Source organism: Oceanidesulfovibrio marinus, assembly GCF_013085545.1.
GTDB classification, from domain to species: domain Bacteria; phylum Desulfobacterota; class Desulfovibrionia; order Desulfovibrionales; family Desulfovibrionaceae; genus Oceanidesulfovibrio; species Oceanidesulfovibrio marinus.
Window position 1 is genome coordinate 3070264 of record NZ_CP039543.1, and the last position, 21671, is coordinate 3091934.

The following is a 21671-nucleotide window of genomic DNA, read 5'->3' on the forward strand; positions in this document are numbered from 1 at the left end:
CGACAGCTTATAGGGAGGAAGCGGCGGCAGCCGCCACCGCATGGATCATCGCATTGGAGCCCGTGGCTTACCGTGTGGAGCGCGCTGCCTTACGCAGCCTATCCACCAGCTCCGCATCGGGGATGATGCCCCGCGGCGCGGCCAGGGCCCAGGGTACGCCATTGTTCACCCCGCGCGCCCAGGTTCGCGTCGCCATAGGAAAGAACTGCGGATGGGCCAGCACGATGGCCGCCTTGGCCGCGTTGTCGTCCAGCACGGCCCGGTTCGAGTAGTTCTGCCCGTGCACGCGGTGGATAAGCAATGGTTCGGCCACGCGCACGGGCCGGAACCCGGCCTCGGCGCACTGCACCCACAGCTCCCAGTCCTCATACGCCGTGTCCGCGCGGTACCCGGACAGCCGCTCCCACAGGCTGCGCCGCATCAGCGCCGCCGGCGGCAGGATGTTCTGCATGCGCAGCAGGTTCTCGTCATACTCGGGAAAGCGCACCGTGCAACGCTCGTCCTGCTCCTCGTGGATGTAGTCGCAGTAGGCCAGGTCGGCCTCCGGATTGCCCTCCAGGGCATTTCGCAGCGCGGACAGAAATGTGGGCTCCAGCCGGTCGTCGGCGTCCACGCACAGGAGCAGATCACCCCGAGCGCGCGCCAGGCCGGCGTTGCGCACCAGGCCGGGCCTGCCTTTTCTGGGCAGACAGACGACCTCGGCCACGGCCGCGTCCATGGACTTCAGCAAGGTGGCGGCAAGCTGGGCCGAGCAATCGCTGCTCGCATCGTCGGCCACGATGATCTCCACTTCGCTCAGGCCGCCGTGCTGGCGCGAGAGATCGCCCAGGATATCGGGCAGAAAGGCGGCATAGTTGTGGTTGGGGATGACGACGCTGAGGGCGACGCGCTGCCGGGACATGGTCAGCTCGCGGCCACGGAGTCGGCGTAGTAGCCGATCTTCCGGCTCGGGCTCAGATACTTGAAGATCTCGCGCGGCAGCTCTTCCGGCCGGATGGTCTTGTCGATGAGCAGCTCTTCCTCGATGCGCAGATCCACGATGAGCGCTTCCTTCTTGGGAATCTCCGCGTGGTAGACCATGACCGCCGGCCGCGAGGACTTGAGCGGGTTGATGGACACGACCATGCCGACCAGGCCGTTGGAGAGCTGCACCACCGTGCCCGGCGGGTAGACGCCGATGCAGCGGACAAAGACCGAGAGCATCCGGCTGTCCACGGCGTTGCGGCGCTTGTTGTAGATGTGCTTGAGCGCCTCGTGCGGGGTCAGCGGCGACTCGTCTTCTTCCGAAATGCCGATGTTGCAGAGGTTGTCATAGATATCGGCGATGGTCACGACGCGCGCCAGGGAGGATATCTGGTCGCCGGCCAGCCCCTGCGGAAAACCGCTGCCGTCCATGGCCTCGTGGTGGTGCAGGATGACCGGCACGCCCTGCGGCGGGAAAAGCGGCAGATCCTGGGCGATCTTCGCACCAAGGGCCGGGTGCTGCTGGTAGTACTTCTCCACGGCGTGCTTCATCACCGTGGCGCGGCCGCGGGAGAGCTGAGACACGGGCATGCGGCCCTTGCCCACGTCGTGCAGCAGCGCGCCCATGCCCAGGGCGTGCATGTGCTCTCCGGAAAGCTGCAGCTCCTTGCCCATCATCAGGGAAAGCACGCAGACGTTGAGCGCGTGGTAGTGCCGCAGCTCCTCGGTGGGCTGGCTGTTGATGAGGTTCACGAGCACGTCGCGGTCGGCCAGGAAGGTGTCCACCATGGCGCTGACCACGCCGGATGCTTCCTTGGCCGCGTCCTCGCTCTTGGCCGAGACCTGGCGCAGGAGCTGGGCCACGCGGGAGACAGAGGCGTCGTACTGCGTCTCGCAACGCTTGAACCGCTCGCGCCGTTCCTTGTTGCGCCGCAAGGTCTCTTCCTTGAGGGAGAAAAGCTCCCTGGAGACCGGGGTCTTGAAGGCTTCTTTTTTTGCGGGTTGGGGCTCCGGCCGCGGTCCGGGATCAGCTGGCAGAGGGAAACGGTCGCTCTTGTTGAGTACGGCGATGACCTCGGTCAGGCCGATGTTCTTCAGCTTCTCTATCTGCTTTTCGCTCGTGATCTTGAAGCCTTGCCGCCAGAGGAGCGGCGCCGTGGCATCGGAATCCTCCAGGCGGATGAACACCCCCACGCACAGCTGGTCGACGCTGATGGGGTACTCCGTGCTATCGTGGGACATCGTCATGATCGGCTCGCGAATCTCCTACCGGCGCAGACGCAGAGGCCGCGTAGCCTTCCACAAAGGTAGGATTGCGACCAGCAACGTCACAGAGCAATGACGGTTTTCCGATTCTATGCGCCAATGCGCGTACGGGCAAGCACAGGATAACGAAAGCGTCTGCGATGGCGCGCTCCCATGTGGAATCACGGCCTGCCGCGTCGCCGGCTAACGCATCGGGACTCCACGGGACGGCGGCGCGAGGCCGGGCTCCGCCCGCGCGGCATCCGCAAATATGACGGCGTCTCCCCCCGGAAACCGCCCTAGCAGATGCGCGGCAGCTGCTCGCCTTCGAGCATGGAGAGCAGACGCGACCCGCCGAGATTGGTGGTGAGCACCACCTGGCCGGCGCGGCCGTAGGTCGCCTCCTTGGGATCGATCACGCTGCCTATGCGCACAGCGCCCTGGCCCACCTCGTGCCGGCGCATGATCTCCAGCGCCTTGTCGCAGTGCTCCTCGGGCAGGAAGCAGAGCAGCTTGCCCTCGTTGGCGAGGTACAAGGGATCGAGGCCCAGGAACGAGCAGCCGGCCACGACGGCCGGTGAGATGGGGATGTCCTTCTCCTCCACGCGGACAACGGTGGAGGACTGGCCGGCGATCTCGTTGAGCGTGGTGGCCAGGCCGCCGCGGGTGGGGTCGCGCAGCACGTGGACCTCTGGCAGCTCGGTGACCAAGTCCTTGACCACGCGGTTCAGCGCTGCGGAGTCGCTTTGCACGTCGGCCTCAAACGAGAGGCCCTCGCGCCGGCCGAGAACCGTCAGGCCGTGGTCGCCCACCGAGCCGGAGAGCAGCACGGCGTCGCCTGGGGCGGCGCGGTGGCCCATGGGCGCGGGGTCCACCAGTATCGGGCCAACGCCCGTGGTGTTGATGAAGATCTTGTCCACGGCGCCGCGGGGCACCACCTTGGTGTCGCCGGCCGCGATGATCACGCCGGCGTCCGCCGCGGCCTTGCCCATGGCCTGGACCACGCGCTCCAGAAAGGCCATGTCCAGGCCCTCCTCCAGAATGAAGGCGCAGGTGAGCCAGCGCGGTTCGGCCCCGAGCATGGCCACATCGTTGACCGTGCCGTGGATGGCCAGGGAGCCGATGTTACCGCCGGGAAACTCGGGCGGGTCGACGGTGTAGGAATCGGTGGACATGGCCATGGGCCTGCCCTGAGGGTCGCCCTCCAGGAAGGCGGCGTCGTTCATGGCCGCGAGCACGGGGTTGTCGAAATACTTGAGGAAGAGGTCGGCCACCAGCCTGTGCGAGGCCAGGCCGCCGCTGCCAGCGTCCAGCAGGAGCTTGTCCATGGATCAGCTCTCGATATGGTATTTGAAGTAGGCGGCGCAGCTCCCCTCGGTAGAGACCATGCAGGGGCCCACCGGCGTGGCCGGGGTGCAGCGCTTCTTGAACAGGGGGCATTCGTCGGGGCGGATCTTGCCTTTGAGCACGTCGCCGCATTTGCAGCCCGGCAGGGGCTTGGCCGGCTTTTGCTCCAGGCCCAGAACGGCCGCGGCGTCGAAGTCCTTCCAATCCTCGCGGAACACGAGGCCGGAGCCTGGGATGGAGCCAATGCCGCGCCACAGGGCGTCGGCCGGCTCGAAGACCTCTTCCATGATCGCCACGGCGGTGGGGTTGCCCTGGTCGGACACGGCGCGGCGGTACTCGTTGGTCACGGCCGGCTTGCCCTCGTTCTTCATGCGCACGATGGCCAGCAGCCCCTTGAGCACGTCCAGGGGATCGAAACCGGCCACGGCGCCGGGGATGCCGTAGTCATCGGCCAGGAAGCGGTACGGCTCCAGACCGATGATGGTGGAGACATGACCGGGCAGGAGGAAGCCGTCCACGCCGATCTCGGGATCATCGAGCAAAGCCCGGAGGGCCGGGGGCACGAGCTTGTGGAAGCTGAGGACGAGGAAGTTATCGATCTTCTGTTCGCGGGCCATCTTGATCGTGGCGGCGATGGTGGGCGCCGTGGTCTCGAAGCCGATGCCGAGGAACACGACCTTCTTGTCCGGATACTTGCGCGCCAGGGCCAGGGCGTCGAACGGGGAGTAGACGATCTCCACGTGGGCGCCTTCGGCCTGGGCCGTCTTGAGGCAGGAGCCGCCGGCTCCGGGGACCTTCATCAGGTCGCCAAAGGTGGCCGTGACGGTGTCGCGGCGGCAGGCCATTTCGAGGTAGAGCTCCACCTCGGACTCGTGGGTGACGCAGACCGGGCAGCCGGGACCGGACACGTGGATGATGGTGTCCGGCAGAAGCGAGCGCAGACCGCTACGGAAGATGGCCACGGTATGCGTGCCACAAACTTCCATGAACCGGAACGGTTCGGTGCACTCCTCCACGAGTTGGGCGACAAGCGCCCTGCACAATTCAGGATCGGAAAATTCCTGGAGAAAATCCACAGGCCCTCCTCCTCAGAGTTGATCGGATGCGCACAATACGCCGGAGCAGGAGATTTGTACAGGCATGGCAGTGCTCTACGCAACAGCCGAAGACGGTAACGATATAAATCGATATGGTTATTATCTATTGATTTAATTTATTTCTATTCATATCGATATGTACATCGATGCACAAAATCGATATTTTGTTTCATTCTTGTCCGCGTTCTGCGCACCTGCAGCGGCTCGCTCGAAGGGCAAAGGCGAACTGCAGACAGCGTCAGGCAAAAGCATAGACCTGTACGACAGTGTGTATGTACAGCGCCATGTTCGAGCAAAAGGCACGCGAGAAACGCGCCGGATATGAGGCGGCCGCAGACCGGGGAAGCGGACCGCAGGGGAAGGGATTAGCGCCGGATGCCCAGCAGCGCTTCGAGCTCACCCTGGGTGAGCCGGCCATTGGAGTTGCGCGAGAGCTCGCGCGCCAGGACAAAGGCCGGCGATGCGCCGAGCATGGACCCTATCTCCATGAATCCCAGTGTGTTCATGGCCTCTAAGGCTTCCTTACGTTTGGCCTCCGGGCCGGCGAAGCAAAGCACCACGACTTCTTCAGTGGCGCTGTTGTCATCGAAAGACATGATCAATACCTTTGGCTTCAAGGTTTTGGCAGCAGTCAGCGGCGTGGCTAACAACAGATTCAAGCCGAAATGCGCACGGGCGCATACACTCGCATGGTCGATTTCGAACAGCATGTTCCAACCAGGCACGAAATTGACGAATATTTGATAATATACGAGCTTGGCTCGTGTAAAGCCTTTACTATCCACCCGTTTTTTTCTGTCTCAACTTTTCTGCCTCCGAGCCACATGACGGCATCCGTGCCGGACGTTGGCAACGCTTCAGCCTGGCCCCCTGCTGGTCCTTGCCGCTCTTTTGGCGTATCTGCCATCACTATCCCTGGAGAGCCCATGCCCGATCAAAAACGCGCCCTTGCCTACGGCCTTGCCACGGTCCTTCTCTGGTCCACCATGGCCACGGCGTTCAAGCTCACCCTGCGCCACGTGCACCCTGCCGCTCTGGTGTTCTGGGCCAGCGTGTTCTCCACCATCGCGCTGGGCGCGCTGCTTGCCGTGCAAGGACGACTCATCGAAGCCCTGGCCGGGCTGCGCACCGGGTGGCGCACGGCCCTGCCCCTGGGTCTGGTGAACCCGGCGATCTACTATCTGGTGCTGTTCAAGGCGTACGACCTGCTGCCGGCGCAGGTGGCGCAGCCGGTCAACTACACCTGGGCCATCACCCTGTCTCTGCTCGCCGCGGTCTTCCTGGGCCACCGGCTCACCCGGCTGGACGTGCTGGCCACGGCGCTGGCGTACGCCGGAGTGGTCATCATCTCCTTGCGCGGCCAGGGGTTTTCCGCCGAGACCGGCATCTCCCTGCTCGGCCTGGCGCTGGCCCTGGGCTCCACCCTGCTCTGGGCCGGCTACTGGATCGCCAACACCAAGGACACGCGATCGCCCGTGGCCGGGCTGTTCCAGAACTTCCTGCTCAGCCTGCCTGTCCTGGCTGCGGCCGTGTGGGCTATCGAGGGCGCCGTGGCATTCACGCCGCCTGCGGCCGGCCTGCTGGGCGCAGCCTATATCGGCACGCTGGAGATGGGCCTGAGCTTCGCCCTGTGGCTGGCCGCGCTGAAGCACGCGACACACGCCGGCTCCGTGTCCACGCTGATTTTCCTCTCGCCGCCCATCTCGCTCGTGTTCATCCACTATGTTCTCGGCGAGACGATCCACCCGAACACGTACTGGGGGCTCGGCCTTATCCTGCTTGGTCTTGGCGTGCAGAACTGGAGCCGAATGCGGTAAATTGCAACAACAGAAGTTTGATAATTTTGTAAACTATTTATTACAGCTTTGCCGACAGCTTTGTAAAAAAAGACTTGTCGGGCAGGGTACTCTTTGGTCATACTCCGCGGTCTATGGCACATCTGCAGCTCAAAGACGTAAGCGTGACGTTCGGAGGACTGCAGGCCCTGAACCGGGTCGGCTTCGAGCTGAAACCCGGAGAAATTCTTGGCCTCATCGGCCCGAACGGCGCCGGCAAGACCACGGTTTTCAACGTCATTACAGGCGTGTACAAAACCAGTGGCGGAGAAGTCTTGTACGACGGCCAGTCCACTGCGGGCCTGCGTCCCCATCAGATCCTCTCGCGCGGTATTGCGCGGACTTTCCAGAACATCCGGCTGTTTACGGCCATGACTGCCCTGGAGAACGTCATGGTGGCGCGGCACTGCCGGTCCGCTGCCAGCGTGTTTTCCTCGGTGCTTCGCCTGCCCAGTCAGAAGCGCGAGGAGGCAGCCCTGCGCGACAAGGCCATGGCCGCCCTGTCCTTCGTGGGCATGAGCTCCTATGCGCACGAGGTTGCCCGCAACCTGCCCTACGGGTTGCAGCGCCGGCTGGAGATCGCCCGCGCCCTGGGGTCCGACCCGCATACCATCCTGCTGGACGAGCCGGCCGCCGGCCTCAACCCGGCCGAGTCCAAGGCGCTCATGGAGATGATCCTGCGCATCAGCGAGACGGGCAAGAACATCCTCCTGGTGGAGCACGACATGAGCGTGGTCATGGGCATCAGCCACCGCGTGGCCGTGTTGGACCACGGCGAGCTCATCTGCCAGGGGAAACCCGAAGAAATTCAAAATGATCCACGCGTCATAGAGGCATATCTGGGCACAGAAGAATCAACAGCATAAAATCAGATAGGAGGGATGCGCATGAAACGGATACTCAGCATTATCCTGGCTCTCGGTCTCCTCGCCGCGTTTGCTGGCGGCGTCCAGGCCGAGGAACTCAAAATCGGCAGCCTTTCCCCCCTCACGGGGCCCTACGCCGCCGACGGCAATGACATCGCCAACGGCGCACGCGCCGCCATCAAGGTCATCAAGGACGAGGGCGGCATCGAGGGCTACGACGACATCGTTCTGCTGGCCCAGGACAGCGCCTGCGATCCTCGCCAGGCCGTGGCCGCAGCCAACAAGCTCATCAACGAAGAAGTGGCCGGCGTTGTCGGCGCCTACTGCTCCAGCGCCACCATCCCTGCTTCCGAGACCCTGGCGGAAGAGGACATCATCATGATTACCCCGGCTTCCACCAACGAGAAAGTGACGGAGCGCGGGCTTGATTACATGTTCCGCATGTGCGGCCGTGACGACGACCAGTCCAAGGCCGCGGTCAAGTTCATGACTGATTACCTGAAGGGCAAGACCATCTTCATCGTGGACGACAAGACCACCTACTCCCAGGGCCTGGCCGACAACGTCGAGAAGCTGGCCAACGAGGCGGGCATCGAGGTCATCGAACACGACCACGTGAACCAGGGCGACAAGGACTTCTCCGCCGTTCTCACCAAGATCAAGGAAGCCAACCCCGACGTCTTCTACATGAGCCTGCAGAACTCCTCGTCCGGCGCGCTCATGCTGATCCAGGCCAAGCGTGCCGGCATCGACGCCGCCATCGTGGCCCAGGACGCCGTGTACCATCCCCAGCTTATCGAGAACGCCAAGGAAGCCGCCGACGGCGTCTACCTGACCTTCGGCTTCATCGACGAAGAGAAGCCCGCGTTCAAGAAGTTCAAGGATGCCTACGCCGAGTACGGCGACCCCGGCGCATACTCCGGCTATGCCTATGACGCCGCCTACGTGCTGCTCTCCGGCATCAAGGCCGCCGGCTCCACCGATCCCGCCGCCGTCAAGGACGAGATCATGAAGATGGACTTCGAGGGCGCCACCAAGCACGTCAAGTTCGCGGAAAATGGCGACTCCGGCTCCAACTACGTGATCCGGGTCATCAAGGACGGCAAGTACGTGAACTTCTGGGATCCCAACACCGGCGAGCTGTACTAGACTGATACGCACCCAACAGGGGGTCGCTCAGGCGGCCCCCTGAACACTACTGCCCGCACACCATTCGCCTATGGATTACTTTCTCCAGCAGTTCATCAACGGTCTGACCCTGGGCGGCGTCTACGCGCTTGTCGCCCTGGGCTACACCATGGTCTACGGGATCATTCAGCTCATCAACTTCGCGCACGGCGAGATCTTCGCCGCCGGCGGGTACATGGGCGTGATCCTGCTCAGCTTTCTTGCCGCGCACGGCCTTATGGAGACCTCGCCCTGGCTCTGCCTCGGGCTCTCCATGGTGCTCTCCATGGGCTACTGCGCCATGCTGGCCATGGCGGTGGAAAAGATCGCCTACAAGCCCCTGCGCCACTCCAGCCGGCTCTCTGTTCTGCTCTCGGCCCTCGGCATGTCCATATTTCTGCAGAACGGCCTGATGCTCACCCAGGGCGTGTACGACAAAGCCTACCCCATCGGCTTCACCAGCGGCGGGTTCGATATTGGCACCCTGCACATCAACTACATGCAGGTCATCATCCTGGGCCTCACCACCGCGCTGCTGCTCGCGCTGAACACCCTGGTTTACAAGACGCGCATCGGCAAAGCCATGCGCGCCACGGCGCAGGACAAGGTCATGTCGGCCCTGGTCGGCATCAACTCGAACCGCGTCATCGCCGTCACCTTTGCCATCGGCGCCGCCCTGGCCGCGGCAGCGGGCATCATGGTGGGCCTCTACTACGGCTCGGTGCGCTACGACATGGGCTTCGTGCCCGGCATCAAGGCGTTCGCCGCCGCCGTGCTCGGCGGCATCGGCAATATCACAGGCGCGATGATCGGCGGTTTGATCATCGGCATGGTGGAGATCATGGCTGCGGCGTACATACCGCACGGCGGCGAGTACAAGGATGTCTTCGCCTTTGTCATCCTCATCCTCGTGCTGTACTTCATGCCCACCGGAATCATGGGAGAGAACGTCGATGACACGCGAGTCTAGGAAGTTCTGGCTGACGCTGGTCATCGGTCTGGTCTGGTTCCTGCTTCTGCTCTGGCCGCTGCTCGGCATCAAGGACGACGGCACGTTGACCTTTGCGCCGGCCTTTGCGGTGTGGATTCGCGTGGCCGTGACCGTGATCATCCTGGCGTGCATCTACTTCGCCAAGCAGCAGGGCTGGCTCGACCCGGTGCTGCATCCGGCAGCCAAGGCGGCCGGCGAGGTGCAGAAGGCGCTGCTGGCGCCGCCGCTGTGGATCTACGTCATTCTGGGAGCGGCCTTTGCCTTCGCCTTCCCGTGGCTCTTCTCGCGCTATGCGCAGGACATCGCGGTCAGCGTGCTCATCTACATCACGCTGGGCCTGGGACTCAACGTGGTGGTGGGCCTGTGCGGCCTGCTGGACCTGGGCTACATCGCCTTCTACGGCGTGGGCGCATACACGTATGCGCTGCTGTCCCTGCACTACGGGCTCTCGTTCTGGCTCTCGCTGCCCGTTGCCGCCACCTTTGCGGCCATTGCCGGCTGCATCATCGGCTACCCCACCCTGCGCATGCGTGGCGACTACCTGGCCATCGTCACCCTGGGCTTCGGCGAGATCATCCGCATCGTGCTGAACAACTGGATGAGCCTGACCAACGGCCCCAACGGCCTGCTGGGCATAGACGCTCCGGCCGTGCTCGTGCCGAACTTTACCCACGGCTTTACGCTGGAGCTCTTTTTCATGAAGAAGCTCCAGTATCTCTACTACATCGCTCTGGCTCTGGCCGTCGTCGCCATCATCGCCGTGCGTCGGCTGAACTTCTCGCGCATCGGCCGCGCGTGGGAGGCCATCCGCGAGGACGAGACCGCCGCCGAGCTCATGGGCGTGAACACCTTTCGCTTCAAGCTGCTGGCCTACGCCATGGGCGCGGTGTTCGGCGGCCTTGCCGGCGCGTTCTTCTCCGCGCGCATGCGTTTTGTCTCGCCGGAGAGCTTCACCTTCATCGAATCCGCCCTTGTGCTTTCCATGGTCGTGCTCGGCGGCATGGGCTCCATCCCGGGCATCATGCTCGGCGCCTTCGCGCTCATCGCCCTGCCCGAGTTCTTCCGCGAGTTCGAGCTCTATCGCATGCTCGCCTTCGGCGGCGCCATGACCCTGATGATGCTCTTCCGGCCCGCCGGCCTGATTCCCGCCAAACGCATGGGCAAGCGCTCCGACGACGAGGATTGACCGCATGACTTCTGCTTCAGATTCCACCCAGCCCTTGCTTGAGCTCAAGGATGTGACCGCCCACTACGGGCGCATCCAGGCCCTCAAGGGCATCACTCTCAGCGTGGCCGCCGGGGAGATTGTCTCCATCATCGGGGCCAACGGCGCGGGCAAGTCCACCACGCTGATGACCATCTGCAACATCGTCAAGGCGTCCGGCGGCACCCTGACCTACCAGGGAAAAGACATTCGCGGCATCAATGCGGACAAGCTGCCCATGATGGGCCTGTGCCAGGTGCCGGAAGGCCGGCGTATCTTCCCGCGGCTCTCCGTGGCCGAGAACCTGGACATGGGCGCGTTCTTCCGCCGCGACCATGCCGGCGTGAAAAAGGACCGCGACCACGTCTTCGAGCTCTTCCCGCGGCTCAAGGAACGCCGCCATCAGCCCGGCGGCACCCTTTCCGGCGGCGAGCAGCAGATGCTCGCCATCGGCCGCGCGCTCATGGCCCGGCCCAAGCTGCTGCTTCTGGACGAGCCTTCGCTGGGCCTCGCCCCGCTCATCGCCAAGCACATTTTCGAGATCGTCAAGACCATCAACAGGGAAGCCGGCGTGACCATCCTGCTGGTGGAGCAGAACGCGAACATCGCGCTGAAGATGTCCACCCGAGGCTATGTGCTGGAAACGGGCAGCGTGGTGCTGGAGGACAAGGCCGAGGCGCTGCTGGACAACGCCGAGATCCGCAAGGCCTACCTCGGCGAGTAGCGGATACTCCTACGATTCCACGGCGGCTCTCTCCGGCACGGGGGAGCCGCTTTTTCGTGGCGCTTGCTGTGATCGGCGAGGGATTGGAACGGGATGGTTCAGACCGTTCGGTCCGAACGCCATGCCCAGGCTTGTGGGGGAGATCCGTCCGGATCAGTCGACCGCACCGTCAAAGGCTTTGACGGCCTCGCGGCCCACCACGCGCATGCGGCTGCCATCCCAGATGGAGAGCAGCACCCCGCCCAGGATGAGCCCGGCCCCGGCATAGCCGCTGGTCGTGAAGACCTCGCCGAACATGGCGTAGGCCAGCAGGCAGGCGGTCAAAGGCTCCACTGTGGCGGCAACGGCCGCGCGCGTGGCCTCCACCCGCTGCAGCCCCATGTAGTACACGAAGTACGCAACGTAGGTGGAGACAAACCCCAGTGTGGCCACGGAGGTCATGCCCTGCATTGTGGGCGCATGGAAGGAAAAGAACGGCAGCATCACCGCGGCGCCGCACGGCAGGGCGTACAGGAAAAGCGTGGAGGTGTGGTACCGGCCAAGGAAGAGCTTGCCGAAGATGTAGTACAGCGCGTAGCTGAAGCCGGCCAGCAGGCCGAAGCCGATGGCCGCGGCCGTCACCGAGATGTTGGACGAGAACAGCTGGCTGATGAGCGCCACGCCCAGAATGGTCATGCCTACAGCGGCGAGCTTGCACACGCTCATGGTCTCGCCCAGCAACAGCCACGACAGCAGGGCCACCCACGCCGGTGCGGTGTACAGCAGCACGGCGGCCAGGGCTGCGCCGCCCTGGTCCACGGCCACCACGTAGCCGCCGAAGAGGCCGCCCACGCCCAGGACGCCGAAAGCCATGATCAACGGCAGGTCGCGTAGCTCAACACGCGTCCGCCCCAGGTAGACGGCGTGGCCGCCGAAGAGCAGCCAGCCGATCATGGTGCGATAGAAGCCGACCTCCAGCACATCCATGCCGGAGGCTATGGCGAGCTTGGCGACGGGGCCGATGAGCCCCCACAGCACGCCCGCCAGCATAACGAGGAGAATGCCCCCGGAAGAGTTGTTCGATGCCTCTGTCTGCACGGAGGCGGCTATACCGCAGAAGAGTGGGCGTGAAAATCCTTTTTTTGAACCACTTGCCATTGCCAAAAGCCCGCGAGGCATGAATAATGCGTCCAGCCCCCGGCCTGTCTTGGAGGCGGGCATATTTTTTCGTATGCCACTTGAGCGCACAGCTCCACGACAAGGAACGCCTATGGTTACGAAACGCTCGCTTTTCTACTGGATCAAGCAATCCAACATCAAGCTGCAGATCCTTCTCGTCGTCATCATTCTCGTCACCGTCGCGGCGCGCGTTTTCCCGCTGGAGATGCAGAAGCGCATCGTCAACGAGGCCATCAGCCTCAAGCGACTCGACCTTCTGTACATGTACTGCGCCGGCTTCATCGGCTCCGTGCTGCTGGCCAGCCTGCTCAAGTACGCCATCAACGTTATCCAGACCTACATCGGCGAGGTGGCCCTGGCGCGCATGCGGCGCGAGCTCTACGCCCACGTGATGACCCTGCCGCTCTCCTTCTTCCGCAAGTCATCGCCGGGAACGGTCATTGCCTGCATCGTGCAGGAGCTCTCCTCGGCGGGCGAGTTCGTGGGCCAGGCCGTGGCCGTCCCCGTCACCAACGTGCTCACCCTGCTCGCTTTCGGCGGCTACCTCTTCGTGCTCAACCCCATGCTCGCCGGCCTCTCCTTCGCGCTCTACCCGCTGCTCATCTACATCCTGCCCAAGCTGCAGCGCCGGACGAACAACTGGAACAAGGAGCGCGTGGACGGCACCCGCGTGCTCTCCAGCAAGATCAATGAGACCATCACCGGCATTCACGAGGTGCACGGCAACGGCTCCTACAAGATAGAAAACCGCAAGTTCGCCAAGTTTGTGCAGCACCTCTTCCGGGTCCGCATCATCTGGACCCTCTATCGCCAGGGCGTGAAGGTCCTGAACAACCTCTTCCAGAACATGGGCCCGTTCATCCTCTTCCTGGTGGGCGGCTACCTGGCGATCAAGGGCCGGTTCGACCTCGGCGCCCTCGTGGCCTTCCTCTCGGCCTACGAGAAGATCTATGATCCCTGGCGCGAGCTGATGGACTTCTACCAGATCTACCAGGACGCCATCACCCGCTACAGCAAGACCATGGACTACTTCGACATCGAGCCCGAGTTCAAGATCGACCCGGACGAGGTTCGCGATCCCATTGACCTTCAGGGCGTCATCGATGTGAAAAACCTGGTCTTCGAAGTGGAAGGTGGCATCCGGCTGCTCAACGGCATTGACCTGCACCTGGACCATGGCCAGCACCTCGCCGTGGTCGGCTTTTCGGGCAGCGGCAAGTCCACCCTGGCCCAGTGCATCGGCCAGCTCTACAAGTACACGGGCGGCAACGTGACCCTGGACGAGCTCGAGGTCGAGGATATGGCCAAGAGCGATGTGATCCACAACATCGGCATTGTGGCACAGGAGCCCTTCATCTTCGACGGCTCCATCAAGGAGAACCTGCTCTACGGCCTGGAGAGCGACTTCCCTGCCGACATTCCCCGCGACGATTCCGGCGAGGTGGAGGACAAGAGCAAGCTGCCCAGCCTGGACCGCATGATCGAGGTGCTGCAGCAGGTGGGCATCTTCCAGGATGTGCTGCGCTTCGGCCTGAACACCGTGCTGGCCGACGACAAGCACGAGCTCAAGGAAAAGCTCATCGCCATCCGTACCACGTTCCAGCGGGACCACGGCCCGGACCTGGCCGACTACCTGGAGTTCTTCCGGGAAAACAAGTACCTGGACTACTCCAGCGTTGCCGCAAACATCACCTTCGGCAACCCCAACGAGGAACGCTTCCGGCTGGAGAACCTGCCTACCAACGAGTTCTTCCTGAGGTTCCTGGACACGGCCCAGCTCAAGATGCCGCTCCTGACCCTGGGCGTGGAGCTGGCGCGCAGCACTGTGGACATCTTGGGCTCCCTGCCCCCGGACGCCGTGTTCTTCGAGCAGAGCCCCATCGGCAGCGAGGAGCTGGAGGAGTACAAGGAGCTGGTGGGTCAGCTGAAAAAACGCCGGCTCAACGATCTGACCGACAGCGAGAAACAAAAGTTCCTGGCCCTGGGCCTCCGCTTCCAGTCCGGTGTGCACAAGATGGTCGCCCTGCCCGAGTTCCTGGAGCACATGATCCTGGAGGCGCGAGAGCAGTTCAAGAGGCTGGTGGAGGAGGAGATTCCTGGAGCGTTCTCCTTCTACCAGAAGTCATCCTATATCGATTCCCAATCGATTCTCGACAACATTCTTTTCGGCAAGGCCAAGACCGAGCAGCATCAGGTGCAGGACCGCATCAACCAGTCCATCGTCATGCTGCTCATCGAGGAAGACCTCCTGGAGACCATCGCCGGCATCGGCATGCAGTTCCGCGTGGGCACCAAGGGCGACCGCCTCTCCGGCGGCCAGAAGCAGAAGCTCGCCATCGGACGCTCTTTCATCAAGGAGCCCCCGGTCCTGATCATGGATGAGGCCACCTCCGCCCTGGACAACCGCTCCCAGTCGCGCATCCAGAACCTCATCGAGAACAAATGGAAGGGCCGCTCCACGCTCATCTCCGTGGTGCACCGCCTGGACATCATCAAGAACTTTGACAAAGTGGCAGTCATGAAGGCAGGCAAGATCGTGGAGTCCGGCCATTATGACGACCTCATGCAAAAGAAGGGAATGCTCTATGAACTCGTCCACGGAAACAGAGTCCAATAAGCAAACGAGCGAGTTCCAGAAAAACCTGGACATTCTGCGGCAGGTCACCTTCTTCTCGGGACTGGATCTGGAGCCCCTCAAGGTGTTCGCCTACCTGGCCACGCGGGAACGCCTCAAACCCGGCGAAAGCCTGTTCAAACAGGGCGAGCAGGAAGGCCAGTTCGTCTACGTAATCTCGGGCAGGCTGGCCGCCTTCCACGACGACGGCGGCGCGCTGGTCGAGTTCGGCCCCGACAACTACTTCGGTTTCATGGCCCTGATCGGCAAGTCCCCGCACCTGTTCACCGTGACGGCCGAGGAGGAGTCCATCTTCCTCACCATCTCTCGGGAGCGGTTCTTCAAAACGCTGGAGCAGTTCCCCGGCATCGGCACCAGGTTCCTGGTGGCCGTGTCCGAAGCCGTGGGAAACTGGGAACGCAAGGCGCTGGAAAAGGGCGCCGCCGGCGAGCAGCACGTCGGCGTCTCCCTTCTGTAAGAACAACGCTACAACGCACGGGCAAAAATCATGGAAATACGCGACAAGAAGATTGAAGATATCCAGATCGTGGAGGTGGACGGCCGCATCGACGCCAGCACGGCGGCCACGTTCGGCGAGGCCATCTCCGCACTCATCGACGCCGGCAGCGACAAGCTGGTCCTCGACCTGAACGGTTTGGAGTACATCTCCAGCGCGGGCCTGCGCGAGTTCCTCAAGGCGGCCAAAACGCTGAAGGCCAAAAGCGGGAAGTTCGCCGTCTGCGGACTGAAGGACTATGTGCGGGAAGTTTTCGACATGTCCGGCTTCGACACCATCATCCCCATCCACAGCTGCGTGGACGATGCCGTCGCCGTTTTCAAGTAGCGGGGCTCAGTCGCTGCCCATGATGAAGCGCACGTCCACGACGTTCTGGTCCTCGTCGCGGCGGTAGTTCACGCTGTCGGCCATCTTGCGAACCAGGAGGATGCCCAGGCCGCCCAGGGTGCGCTTTTCCAGCGAGCAGCTTGTGTCGGGCCGGGCGCGCTGCACGGGGTCGAAGGGCTGGCCCCAGTCGCGAATACGCAGCAAAAACTCCCCGGCCGTCCCAGGGTTCCCGGCGCCTTCAGACGCAAGGAACTCCAGCTCGACCTCCAGCCACTGATCGTCGCGTTTTTGCAAATCCGGGCACTCGGCGGCGTCCATCCTGGCCGAGTCCAACCAGGCGCCTCGCCTGCCGGACCGGCAATCAGTCCGCGACGGGGCGTAGGCGTAATGAATGACGTTGAGCAGGAGCTCTTCGAGCACAAGGTCCACCTTCTTGTGCACGCGGGTCGGCGTACGCGCCAGCACAAACCGTCGCACCGGGTCGAAGGACTCCATGGTCGCGGGCATACGGATGCGTTCATGCGGCATGGAACACTTCCGGGATTGAAGTTCTCTAGCCGGAGATGGCTTCTTCCACTGTCCCGTACACCGGGAACATCTGGCCGAACCCGGCCACGTCGATCACGTCCCTGACCATCCCCATAAGGCAGCAGATCGCCAGGCCGCCGTCTGCTGCGCGCAGGTGCATTCCGGCGTTGAGAAGCGCGCGCAGCCCCGCGCTGGAGATGTACTCCAGACCGGACATGTCCACCACGATGCGCTTGTCGCCCGCGCCCACAAGCTGCTCCACCTTCTTGGCGAACTCTGGAGCGGTCTTGTTGTCCAGACGCCCCCGCACCATGAGCACGACATGGCTCCCCTGCTTATTCTCGCCCACGAATTCCAGCATGATCGTTCTCCATCGGAAAATACCGCTTAATAGACGCCTTCAATAACCCGATAATATCCTATACGTATTCCACGGAAAAAAGGAAACCCCTACGAGGCCGCAAGCAGGCCGAAATTACGGCGCGGTCAGAACGGATGCGCCCTCCGGATTACGGCGCGCAGAGCACCGACCTCTGTCCGTTTTTCCGTGGGGAATGCTCACGCCAGCACGTTGGGCTGTAGCAAATCGATACGCTTATGTGGCGCTAAAATCAACTAGGACAAGCCCTTATCTGCACATCGATACGGCCTGTCTTTGCGCGCGTCATCTGGAGCTGGAGGCGCAGGAACCCGCACCGCAAGGTCGGTCCCGATCAGTCCTGGTCGTCGGCTGGCCGGCCCTCGTACAGGGTCAGCATGGAGTCGCTGACCGATTCCAGCCAGGTCATATCGTGGCTGGCGATGACCAGGGTGGTGCCCTGTTGCCGCCGGGCCTCGGTCACCGCGTCCTTGATGCGCAGGGCGCTGTTCTTGTCCAGGCTCGCTGTGGGCTCGTCCAGCAGCAGCACCCGCGGCCGGAGAGCCAGCCTGGCGGCCAGGGCCACGCGTTGCAGCTCGCCGCCGGAAAGCTCGTGCGCGCTGCGGTTGGCAAAGCTATCCGGATTGAGCCCCACCAGATCCAGCGCGTTGTCCACTCCGTCGTCGATGTCGGCCATGCCGCGGATTTTCATGCCGTAGGCCACGTTCTTGCGCACCGTGGTGGTCAGCAGATACGGCTCCTGGGTCAGCAGGGTGACGTGGCGACGGCGCTCGAACACGTTGCCGCTGGCCATGCCATCAAAAGAGAGGAGCCCTTCGGCCGGCTGCTCCAGAAAGGCGAGCATGCGCAGCAGCGTGGACTTGCCGCTGCCGTTGTGGCCGCGCAGGCCCAGGGCCTCGCCCTCTTCGATGACCAGGGAAGGAACCGAGAGGACCTCGCGGTTTCCGTAGCGCTGGACCACGTCTTCGAGCGTGTAGAGCGCCACCTTACTGCACCGCCTTGCGCCTGAGGCCCACCACGGAGACGTTCACCAGCAGGGCGATAACCATGAGCACAAGGCCCAGGGCAATGCCCATGGCGAAGCGGCCCTTGCCCGTTTCCAGGGCTATGGCCGTGGTGATGGTCCGCGTGTGCCACTTGATGTTGCCGCCGATCATCATGGAAATGCCAATCTCCGAGACGATACGCCCGTAGGCCGTGACCGCGGCCACCAGGCAGCTGTACCGCGCCTCCCACAGTGTGCTCATGAGCACCTGTCTGGGGTTGGCACCCAGGGTCAGCAGTGTGGGCCGCAGCCGGGGATCCATGCTCTCCACGGCCGTGGCCGTGAAGGCCACCACAATGGGCAGGCCCAGGATGATCTGCCCCACGGCAATGCCCGGCAGGGTGAAGAGCAGCTCAAAATCGCCCAGGGGCCCGCGCCGGGTGACCAGCGCGTAGACAAGCAGGCCGATGACCACCGTGGGCAGAGAAAGCAGCGTGTCCACGGCCGTTTTGGCGATGCGCCGGCCTGGAAAGCGCGTATACCCCAGCAAAAAGCCCAGCGGAATGCCCAGGGCCAGAGTTCCGGCCATGGACATGGATGATACGGTAAGGGTGCACTTGACCGCGGAGAAGGTCTCCGCATCGCCGGAGGCGAGCAGGTGCAGAGCCTGGGTAAAACCGTCGAGAATGAAGCTCATAGGCGGAGTTCCGTGGGTCAGAAGTCCCCGCCCGGCCTCAGCATCGGGCCAGGCGGGGGATAGGGCTGGGGCGTGCTTATGCTACTTCGCGTTGGGAGTAAAGAGCGCCTTGCCCAGCAGACGGAAGTCCGCGATGTCCTTCTGGCCCTGCTCGGAAGTGATCCAGTCGCTGAACTTCTTGGCCAGATCCTGCTTCACGCTGGGGCACTTCTCGGGGTTCACGATGATGACGCTGTACTGGTTGAAGAGGACCTTGTCGCCTTCCACCAGAATAACCAGCGGCGGGTTGCCGTTGTTCTCGGCCTCGTACTTGATGAAGGTGCCGCGGTCGGTCATGGTGTAGCCGTCGCGCTCGGAGGCCACCAGGATGGTCTTGAGCATGCCCTGACCGGTCTGCACGTACCACTCCTGCTTGTCCGGCAGCTCCATGCCGGCGGCCTTCCACAGGGACTTCTCCTTCTTGTTCGTACCGGAGTCGTCGCCGCGGGAAACAAAGACGCCGCCCTTCTTGGCGATAGTGGTCAATGCGTCCTTCACATCCATGCCCTTGACGCCGGCCGGGTCGGAAGGCGGGCCGATGATGACGAAGTCGTTGTACATTACCTCGCGGCGGTCAATGCCGTGTCCTTCCTCGACATACTTCTTCTCTGCCGGCGGCGCGTGCACCAGCAGGATGTCGGCGTTGCAGTCGATGCCGAACTGCAGGGCCTTGCCCGTGCCCATGGCGCTCCACTTGAGTTCGATGCCGGTGGCCTCCTGGAACTTGGGCGCCAGATAATCAAGTAATCCGGTGTTGTCCGTGGACGTGGTCGTCGCCATCATCAGGCTCTGCTCGGCCGCCTGGGCCACGCCGACCGTAAAGGCCAGTGCCATGACCAGGCCGAGGGCGATCGAGCCCCAGCGCATTCCTTTTTTGTGCATCTTCTCCTCCAAAAGGCTTTATAATGTTGACCATGCCAGCCGGATTATTATTAGTTTAACCTGCCGTTTTTGTCCACATACATAGTTTTTTTCCGAATCCTTGAGTGAAGATCGATTTCGGACTAAAGTGCAAATATTCTCAGAAGGTCATCGAGAATTTTAAGACCCGGGAGAAAAGATTGGGCGATAAAAAAAAACCGACCCTGCGCTTGAACATCTGGATCGAGGACGACGGCGAGCTGCTTTTTGGTTCCGGGCGGGCTCAACTTCTGCTGAAGATCCGGGAGTACGGCTCGCTCAAAAAAGCGGCAGAGGCCATGGGCATCTCCTACCGGGCCGCCTGGGGCAAGCTCAAAAAAACAGAAGAGGTGCTTGGCGAGCCACTGGTGGAGAAGTACGGCGGCAACCGCGCCGGCTACAGCCTCTCCCCCCTGGGCGAACGGCTCATGGCGGCCTACGCCCAGTGGTTCGACGAGGTGGAGCGCTTCGCCGTGGACCGCGCCGAGGAGCTGCTGCCGTGGCACCTGCGGATGTTCGAAGAGCCGGAGAAATAGCCGGCAGAAAACCGAACGGTCATTGACTTAATTCGGAGTGCGGGTCTACTACCCACACGAACCACCACAACTCCCTAGCCTGCCGACGGAAAGCGGCGGAGGGAGCAGCACAAGGGAGCCAGAAATTTCCATGACACTCAGACGAGTCGTCATTACCGGTCTTTCTGCAATAACGCCTCTGGGCAACGATCTCGCCGCAAGCTGGGGCAGGCTCCTGGCCGGCGAGTCGGGGGTCTCCCCCATTACCTCTTTCGACACCTCCGAGCACCTGACCAAGTTCGCCGGTCAGGTGACCGGCTTCGACCCCACCCTCTACATGTCCGCCAAGCAGGCGCGCCGGCTGGAGCGCTTCTGCACCTTCTCCATTGCCTGCTCCAAGATGCTGCTCCAGCACGCCGGCCTGGAGAAGATTCCAGAGCAAGACCAGGAACACACGGGCTGTCTCATCGGTTGCGGCCTGGGCGGCCTGAAGATCTTCGAAGACACCGTGCTCAAGCTGGAGCGCGAAGGCCCCCGCCGCGTGTCGCCGTTCTGCATCCCGGTCTACATCGCGAACATGGCTCCTGGCCTGGCCTCCATCGAGCTGCAGGCCAAAGGACCCAATCTGGTGACCACATCCGCCTGCGCCTCGGGAATCCACGCCATCATCTACGCCTACTCCGACATCGCCATGGGCCGCGCGGACATGATGGTCACGGGCGGGGTGGAGTCGACCATCACCTCGCTGGGCATCGCCGGGTTCAACGCCATGCGCGCCCTCTCCACCCGCAACGACGATCCGCAGCGCGCCTCCCGGCCCTTTGACAAGAACCGCGACGGCTTTGTCATGGGCGAGGGCTGCGGCATGCTGCTGCTCGAATCGCTGGAGCACGCCCAGGCCCGCGGGGCCAACATCCTGGCCGAGATCGTGGGCTGCAACTCCACGGCCGACGCTTACCACATGACCGCCCCGGCCGAGGACGGCGACGGCATGGCCCGCGCCATGAACGGAGCGCTGCGCACCGCCGGCATGTCGCCAGACCAGGTCGAGCACATCAACGCCCACGCCACCTCCACGCCGCTCAACGACGTCACGGAGACGCGCGCCATCAAGAAGGTCTTTGGCAAGCGCGCCTACGACATCCCCATCACCGCCAACAAGTCCATGATGGGCCACCTGCTGGGCGGGGCCGGCGGGGTCGAGTCCGTGTTCAGCGTCATGTCCCTGGCGGAGGAAGTGCTGCCGCCCACCATCAACCTGGAGACGCCGGACCCGGAGTGCGACCTGGACTACATCACCGAAGGCAAGCGCAAGGCCACGGTGGCCAACGTGCTTTGCAACTCCTTCGGCTTCGGCGGCACCAACGCCAGCGTGATCTTCTCCCGCTGGAACGGGTAGACTCGTCCAGAGCACCCTGCATCCGCAGGCGCTACTTTTTTTCGGATTTCGAGAGGGAGGCCGGACCGCGGAACGCGGCGGCTGGAGTATCTTACCCGTGAAAGGGCTTTCCATGCTCTTCTACATCTATCTGAAACAATAGTGAATTGTCTCAGATGGGAGCCCTGCTTCCAG

22 protein-coding genes are annotated in these 21671 nt (G+C 63.0%); 11 read left to right on the plus strand and 11 right to left on the minus strand.

Annotation, left to right across the window (positions count from 1 at the left end; translation table 11 throughout):
• Window positions 1-67: 67 nt before the first annotated feature.
• From E8L03_RS13515 to E8L03_RS13535, 5 genes are all read right to left on the minus strand, one after another.
• Window positions 68-901 (minus strand): glycosyltransferase family 2 protein, encoded by an 834-nt coding sequence (locus E8L03_RS13515; RefSeq protein WP_171267636.1) that lies wholly within the window; start codon window positions 899-901, stop codon window positions 68-70.
• Window positions 902-903: 2 nt separating this feature from the next.
• Window positions 904-2211, minus strand: coding sequence for a cyclic di-GMP phosphodiesterase (locus tag E8L03_RS13520; RefSeq protein ID WP_171267637.1), 1308 nt, complete (start codon window positions 2209-2211; stop codon window positions 904-906).
• Window positions 2212-2507: 296 nt separating this feature from the next.
• The gene (hypE, locus tag E8L03_RS13525; protein WP_171267638.1) at window positions 2508-3536 is read right to left on the minus strand and encodes a hydrogenase expression/formation protein HypE; all 1029 of its coding nucleotides are present in this window, start codon (window positions 3534-3536) and stop codon (window positions 2508-2510) included.
• A gap of 3 nt (window positions 3537-3539) precedes the next feature.
• Window positions 3540-4631, minus strand: coding sequence for a hydrogenase formation protein HypD (gene hypD, locus E8L03_RS13530; protein ID WP_171267639.1), 1092 nt, complete (start codon window positions 4629-4631; stop codon window positions 3540-3542).
• 386 nt (window positions 4632-5017) lie between these two features.
• The gene (locus E8L03_RS13535) at window positions 5018-5248 is read right to left on the minus strand and encodes a hypothetical protein (RefSeq protein WP_144234332.1); all 231 of its coding nucleotides are present in this window, start codon (window positions 5246-5248) and stop codon (window positions 5018-5020) included.
• Window positions 5249-5578: 330 nt separating this feature from the next.
• Between E8L03_RS13535 and E8L03_RS13540 the strand changes: the two genes are divergently transcribed.
• The 6 genes from E8L03_RS13540 to E8L03_RS13565 all read left to right on the plus strand — a co-directional run bounded on the left by E8L03_RS13540 (window position 5579) and on the right by E8L03_RS13565 (window position 11439).
• Window positions 5579-6469 (plus strand): DMT family transporter, encoded by an 891-nt coding sequence (locus E8L03_RS13540; protein ID WP_171267640.1) that lies wholly within the window; start codon window positions 5579-5581, stop codon window positions 6467-6469.
• Window positions 6470-6582: 113 nt separating this feature from the next.
• Complete coding sequence (locus E8L03_RS13545; protein WP_171267641.1) at window positions 6583-7353, plus strand: ABC transporter ATP-binding protein; 771 nt, start codon at window positions 6583-6585, stop codon at window positions 7351-7353.
• A 21-nt stretch (window positions 7354-7374) separates the two neighbouring features.
• Window positions 7375-8502: a branched-chain amino acid ABC transporter substrate-binding protein gene (locus E8L03_RS13550; protein WP_412973797.1), complete on the plus strand. Its 1128-nt coding sequence runs from the start codon at window positions 7375-7377 to the stop codon at window positions 8500-8502.
• A gap of 70 nt (window positions 8503-8572) precedes the next feature.
• Window positions 8573-9490 (plus strand): branched-chain amino acid ABC transporter permease, encoded by a 918-nt coding sequence (locus E8L03_RS13555; protein WP_144234328.1) that lies wholly within the window; start codon window positions 8573-8575, stop codon window positions 9488-9490.
• Entirely contained in the window at window positions 9474-10697 is a 1224-nt protein-coding gene (livM, locus tag E8L03_RS13560) for a high-affinity branched-chain amino acid ABC transporter permease LivM (RefSeq protein ID WP_144234327.1), read from the plus strand. The genes E8L03_RS13555 and livM overlap by 17 nt, the downstream gene beginning before the upstream one ends.
• Before the next feature lie 4 nt (window positions 10698-10701).
• Window positions 10702-11439, plus strand: coding sequence for an ABC transporter ATP-binding protein (locus E8L03_RS13565; protein ID WP_171267642.1), 738 nt, complete (start codon window positions 10702-10704; stop codon window positions 11437-11439).
• A 153-nt stretch (window positions 11440-11592) separates the two neighbouring features.
• Here E8L03_RS13565 and E8L03_RS13570 read toward each other — a convergent pair whose 3' ends face one another.
• Window positions 11593-12516: a DMT family transporter gene (locus E8L03_RS13570; RefSeq protein ID WP_268966469.1), complete on the minus strand. Its 924-nt coding sequence runs from the start codon at window positions 12514-12516 to the stop codon at window positions 11593-11595.
• Between the two features lie 172 nt (window positions 12517-12688).
• On the opposite strand from E8L03_RS13570, the gene E8L03_RS13575 reads away from it, so the two are divergent.
• From E8L03_RS13575 to E8L03_RS13585, 3 genes are read left to right on the plus strand one after another with little or no spacing between them, the layout of a single operon-like run.
• A complete protein-coding gene (locus E8L03_RS13575) occupies window positions 12689-15214 on the plus strand; it encodes an ABC transporter ATP-binding protein/permease (RefSeq protein ID WP_144234324.1) in 2526 nt (841 codons plus the stop codon).
• Window positions 15183-15689, plus strand: coding sequence for a cyclic nucleotide-binding domain-containing protein (locus E8L03_RS13580; protein ID WP_167512348.1), 507 nt, complete (start codon window positions 15183-15185; stop codon window positions 15687-15689). Before E8L03_RS13575 ends, E8L03_RS13580 begins: the two co-directional genes overlap by 32 nt.
• Window positions 15690-15719: 30 nt before the next feature.
• Complete coding sequence (locus E8L03_RS13585) at window positions 15720-16055, plus strand: STAS domain-containing protein (RefSeq protein WP_144234322.1); 336 nt, start codon at window positions 15720-15722, stop codon at window positions 16053-16055.
• 6 nt (window positions 16056-16061) lie between these two features.
• Here the strand turns inward: E8L03_RS13585 and E8L03_RS13590 are convergent, their stop codons facing one another.
• The 5 genes from E8L03_RS13590 to E8L03_RS13610 all read right to left on the minus strand — a co-directional run bounded on the left by E8L03_RS13590 (window position 16062) and on the right by E8L03_RS13610 (window position 19565).
• Window positions 16062-16583: an ATP-binding protein gene (locus E8L03_RS13590; protein ID WP_144234321.1), complete on the minus strand. Its 522-nt coding sequence runs from the start codon at window positions 16581-16583 to the stop codon at window positions 16062-16064.
• A gap of 25 nt (window positions 16584-16608) precedes the next feature.
• Window positions 16609-16944 (minus strand): STAS domain-containing protein, encoded by a 336-nt coding sequence (locus E8L03_RS13595; RefSeq protein ID WP_144234320.1) that lies wholly within the window; start codon window positions 16942-16944, stop codon window positions 16609-16611.
• A 352-nt stretch (window positions 16945-17296) separates the two neighbouring features.
• Window positions 17297-17947 carry an energy-coupling factor ABC transporter ATP-binding protein gene (locus E8L03_RS13600; RefSeq protein ID WP_171267643.1) on the minus strand — a complete coding sequence of 217 codons (651 nt, stop codon included), beginning with the start codon at window positions 17945-17947 and terminating at the stop codon, window positions 17297-17299.
• Window position 17948: 1 nt separating this feature from the next.
• A complete protein-coding gene (locus E8L03_RS13605) occupies window positions 17949-18644 on the minus strand; it encodes an ABC transporter permease (RefSeq protein ID WP_144234318.1) in 696 nt (231 codons plus the stop codon).
• 81 nt (window positions 18645-18725) lie between these two features.
• The gene (locus E8L03_RS13610; RefSeq protein WP_235896524.1) at window positions 18726-19565 is read right to left on the minus strand and encodes an ABC transporter substrate-binding protein; all 840 of its coding nucleotides are present in this window, start codon (window positions 19563-19565) and stop codon (window positions 18726-18728) included.
• A 179-nt stretch (window positions 19566-19744) separates the two neighbouring features.
• On the opposite strand from E8L03_RS13610, the gene E8L03_RS13615 reads away from it, so the two are divergent.
• Both E8L03_RS13615 and fabF read left to right on the plus strand, forming a co-directional pair.
• Window positions 19745-20119: a winged helix-turn-helix domain-containing protein gene (locus tag E8L03_RS13615; protein ID WP_235896523.1), complete on the plus strand. Its 375-nt coding sequence runs from the start codon at window positions 19745-19747 to the stop codon at window positions 20117-20119.
• Window positions 20120-20249: 130 nt separating this feature from the next.
• The gene (gene fabF / locus E8L03_RS13620; RefSeq protein WP_144234317.1) at window positions 20250-21497 is read left to right on the plus strand and encodes a beta-ketoacyl-ACP synthase II; all 1248 of its coding nucleotides are present in this window, start codon (window positions 20250-20252) and stop codon (window positions 21495-21497) included.
• Window positions 21498-21671: the final 174 nt, after the last annotated feature.

Excerpts from the sequence above, each read along its gene's own strand:
- E8L03_RS13565 (WP_171267642.1), top strand. The coding sequence starts at position 10,702 with ATGACTTCTGCTTCAGATTCCACCCAGCCCTTGCTTGAGCTCAAGGAT.
- E8L03_RS13590 (WP_144234321.1), bottom strand. The coding sequence starts at position 16,583 with ATGCCGCATGAACGCATCCGTATGCCCGCGACCATGGAGTCCTTCGAC.
- livM (WP_144234327.1), top strand. The coding sequence starts at position 9,474 with ATGACACGCGAGTCTAGGAAGTTCTGGCTGACGCTGGTCATCGGTCTG.
- E8L03_RS13605 (WP_144234318.1), bottom strand. The coding sequence starts at position 18,644 with ATGAGCTTCATTCTCGACGGTTTTACCCAGGCTCTGCACCTGCTCGCC.
- E8L03_RS13545 (WP_171267641.1), top strand. The coding sequence starts at position 6,583 with ATGGCACATCTGCAGCTCAAAGACGTAAGCGTGACGTTCGGAGGACTG.
- fabF (WP_144234317.1), top strand. The coding sequence starts at position 20,250 with ATGACACTCAGACGAGTCGTCATTACCGGTCTTTCTGCAATAACGCCT.
- E8L03_RS13540 (WP_171267640.1), top strand. The coding sequence starts at position 5,579 with ATGCCCGATCAAAAACGCGCCCTTGCCTACGGCCTTGCCACGGTCCTT.
- E8L03_RS13585 (WP_144234322.1), top strand. The coding sequence starts at position 15,720 with ATGGAAATACGCGACAAGAAGATTGAAGATATCCAGATCGTGGAGGTG.
- hypE (WP_171267638.1), bottom strand. The coding sequence starts at position 3,536 with ATGGACAAGCTCCTGCTGGACGCTGGCAGCGGCGGCCTGGCCTCGCAC.
- E8L03_RS13515 (WP_171267636.1), bottom strand. The coding sequence starts at position 901 with ATGTCCCGGCAGCGCGTCGCCCTCAGCGTCGTCATCCCCAACCACAAC.
- E8L03_RS13520 (WP_171267637.1), bottom strand. The coding sequence starts at position 2,211 with ATGACGATGTCCCACGATAGCACGGAGTACCCCATCAGCGTCGACCAG.
- E8L03_RS13575 (WP_144234324.1), top strand. The coding sequence starts at position 12,689 with ATGGTTACGAAACGCTCGCTTTTCTACTGGATCAAGCAATCCAACATC.
- E8L03_RS13580 (WP_167512348.1), top strand. The coding sequence starts at position 15,183 with ATGAACTCGTCCACGGAAACAGAGTCCAATAAGCAAACGAGCGAGTTC.
- E8L03_RS13610 (WP_235896524.1), bottom strand. The coding sequence starts at position 19,565 with ATGCACAAAAAAGGAATGCGCTGGGGCTCGATCGCCCTCGGCCTGGTC.
- E8L03_RS13535 (WP_144234332.1), bottom strand. The coding sequence starts at position 5,248 with ATGTCTTTCGATGACAACAGCGCCACTGAAGAAGTCGTGGTGCTTTGC.
- E8L03_RS13555 (WP_144234328.1), top strand. The coding sequence starts at position 8,573 with ATGGATTACTTTCTCCAGCAGTTCATCAACGGTCTGACCCTGGGCGGC.
- E8L03_RS13595 (WP_144234320.1), bottom strand. The coding sequence starts at position 16,944 with ATGCTGGAATTCGTGGGCGAGAATAAGCAGGGGAGCCATGTCGTGCTC.
- E8L03_RS13550 (WP_412973797.1), top strand. The coding sequence starts at position 7,375 with ATGAAACGGATACTCAGCATTATCCTGGCTCTCGGTCTCCTCGCCGCG.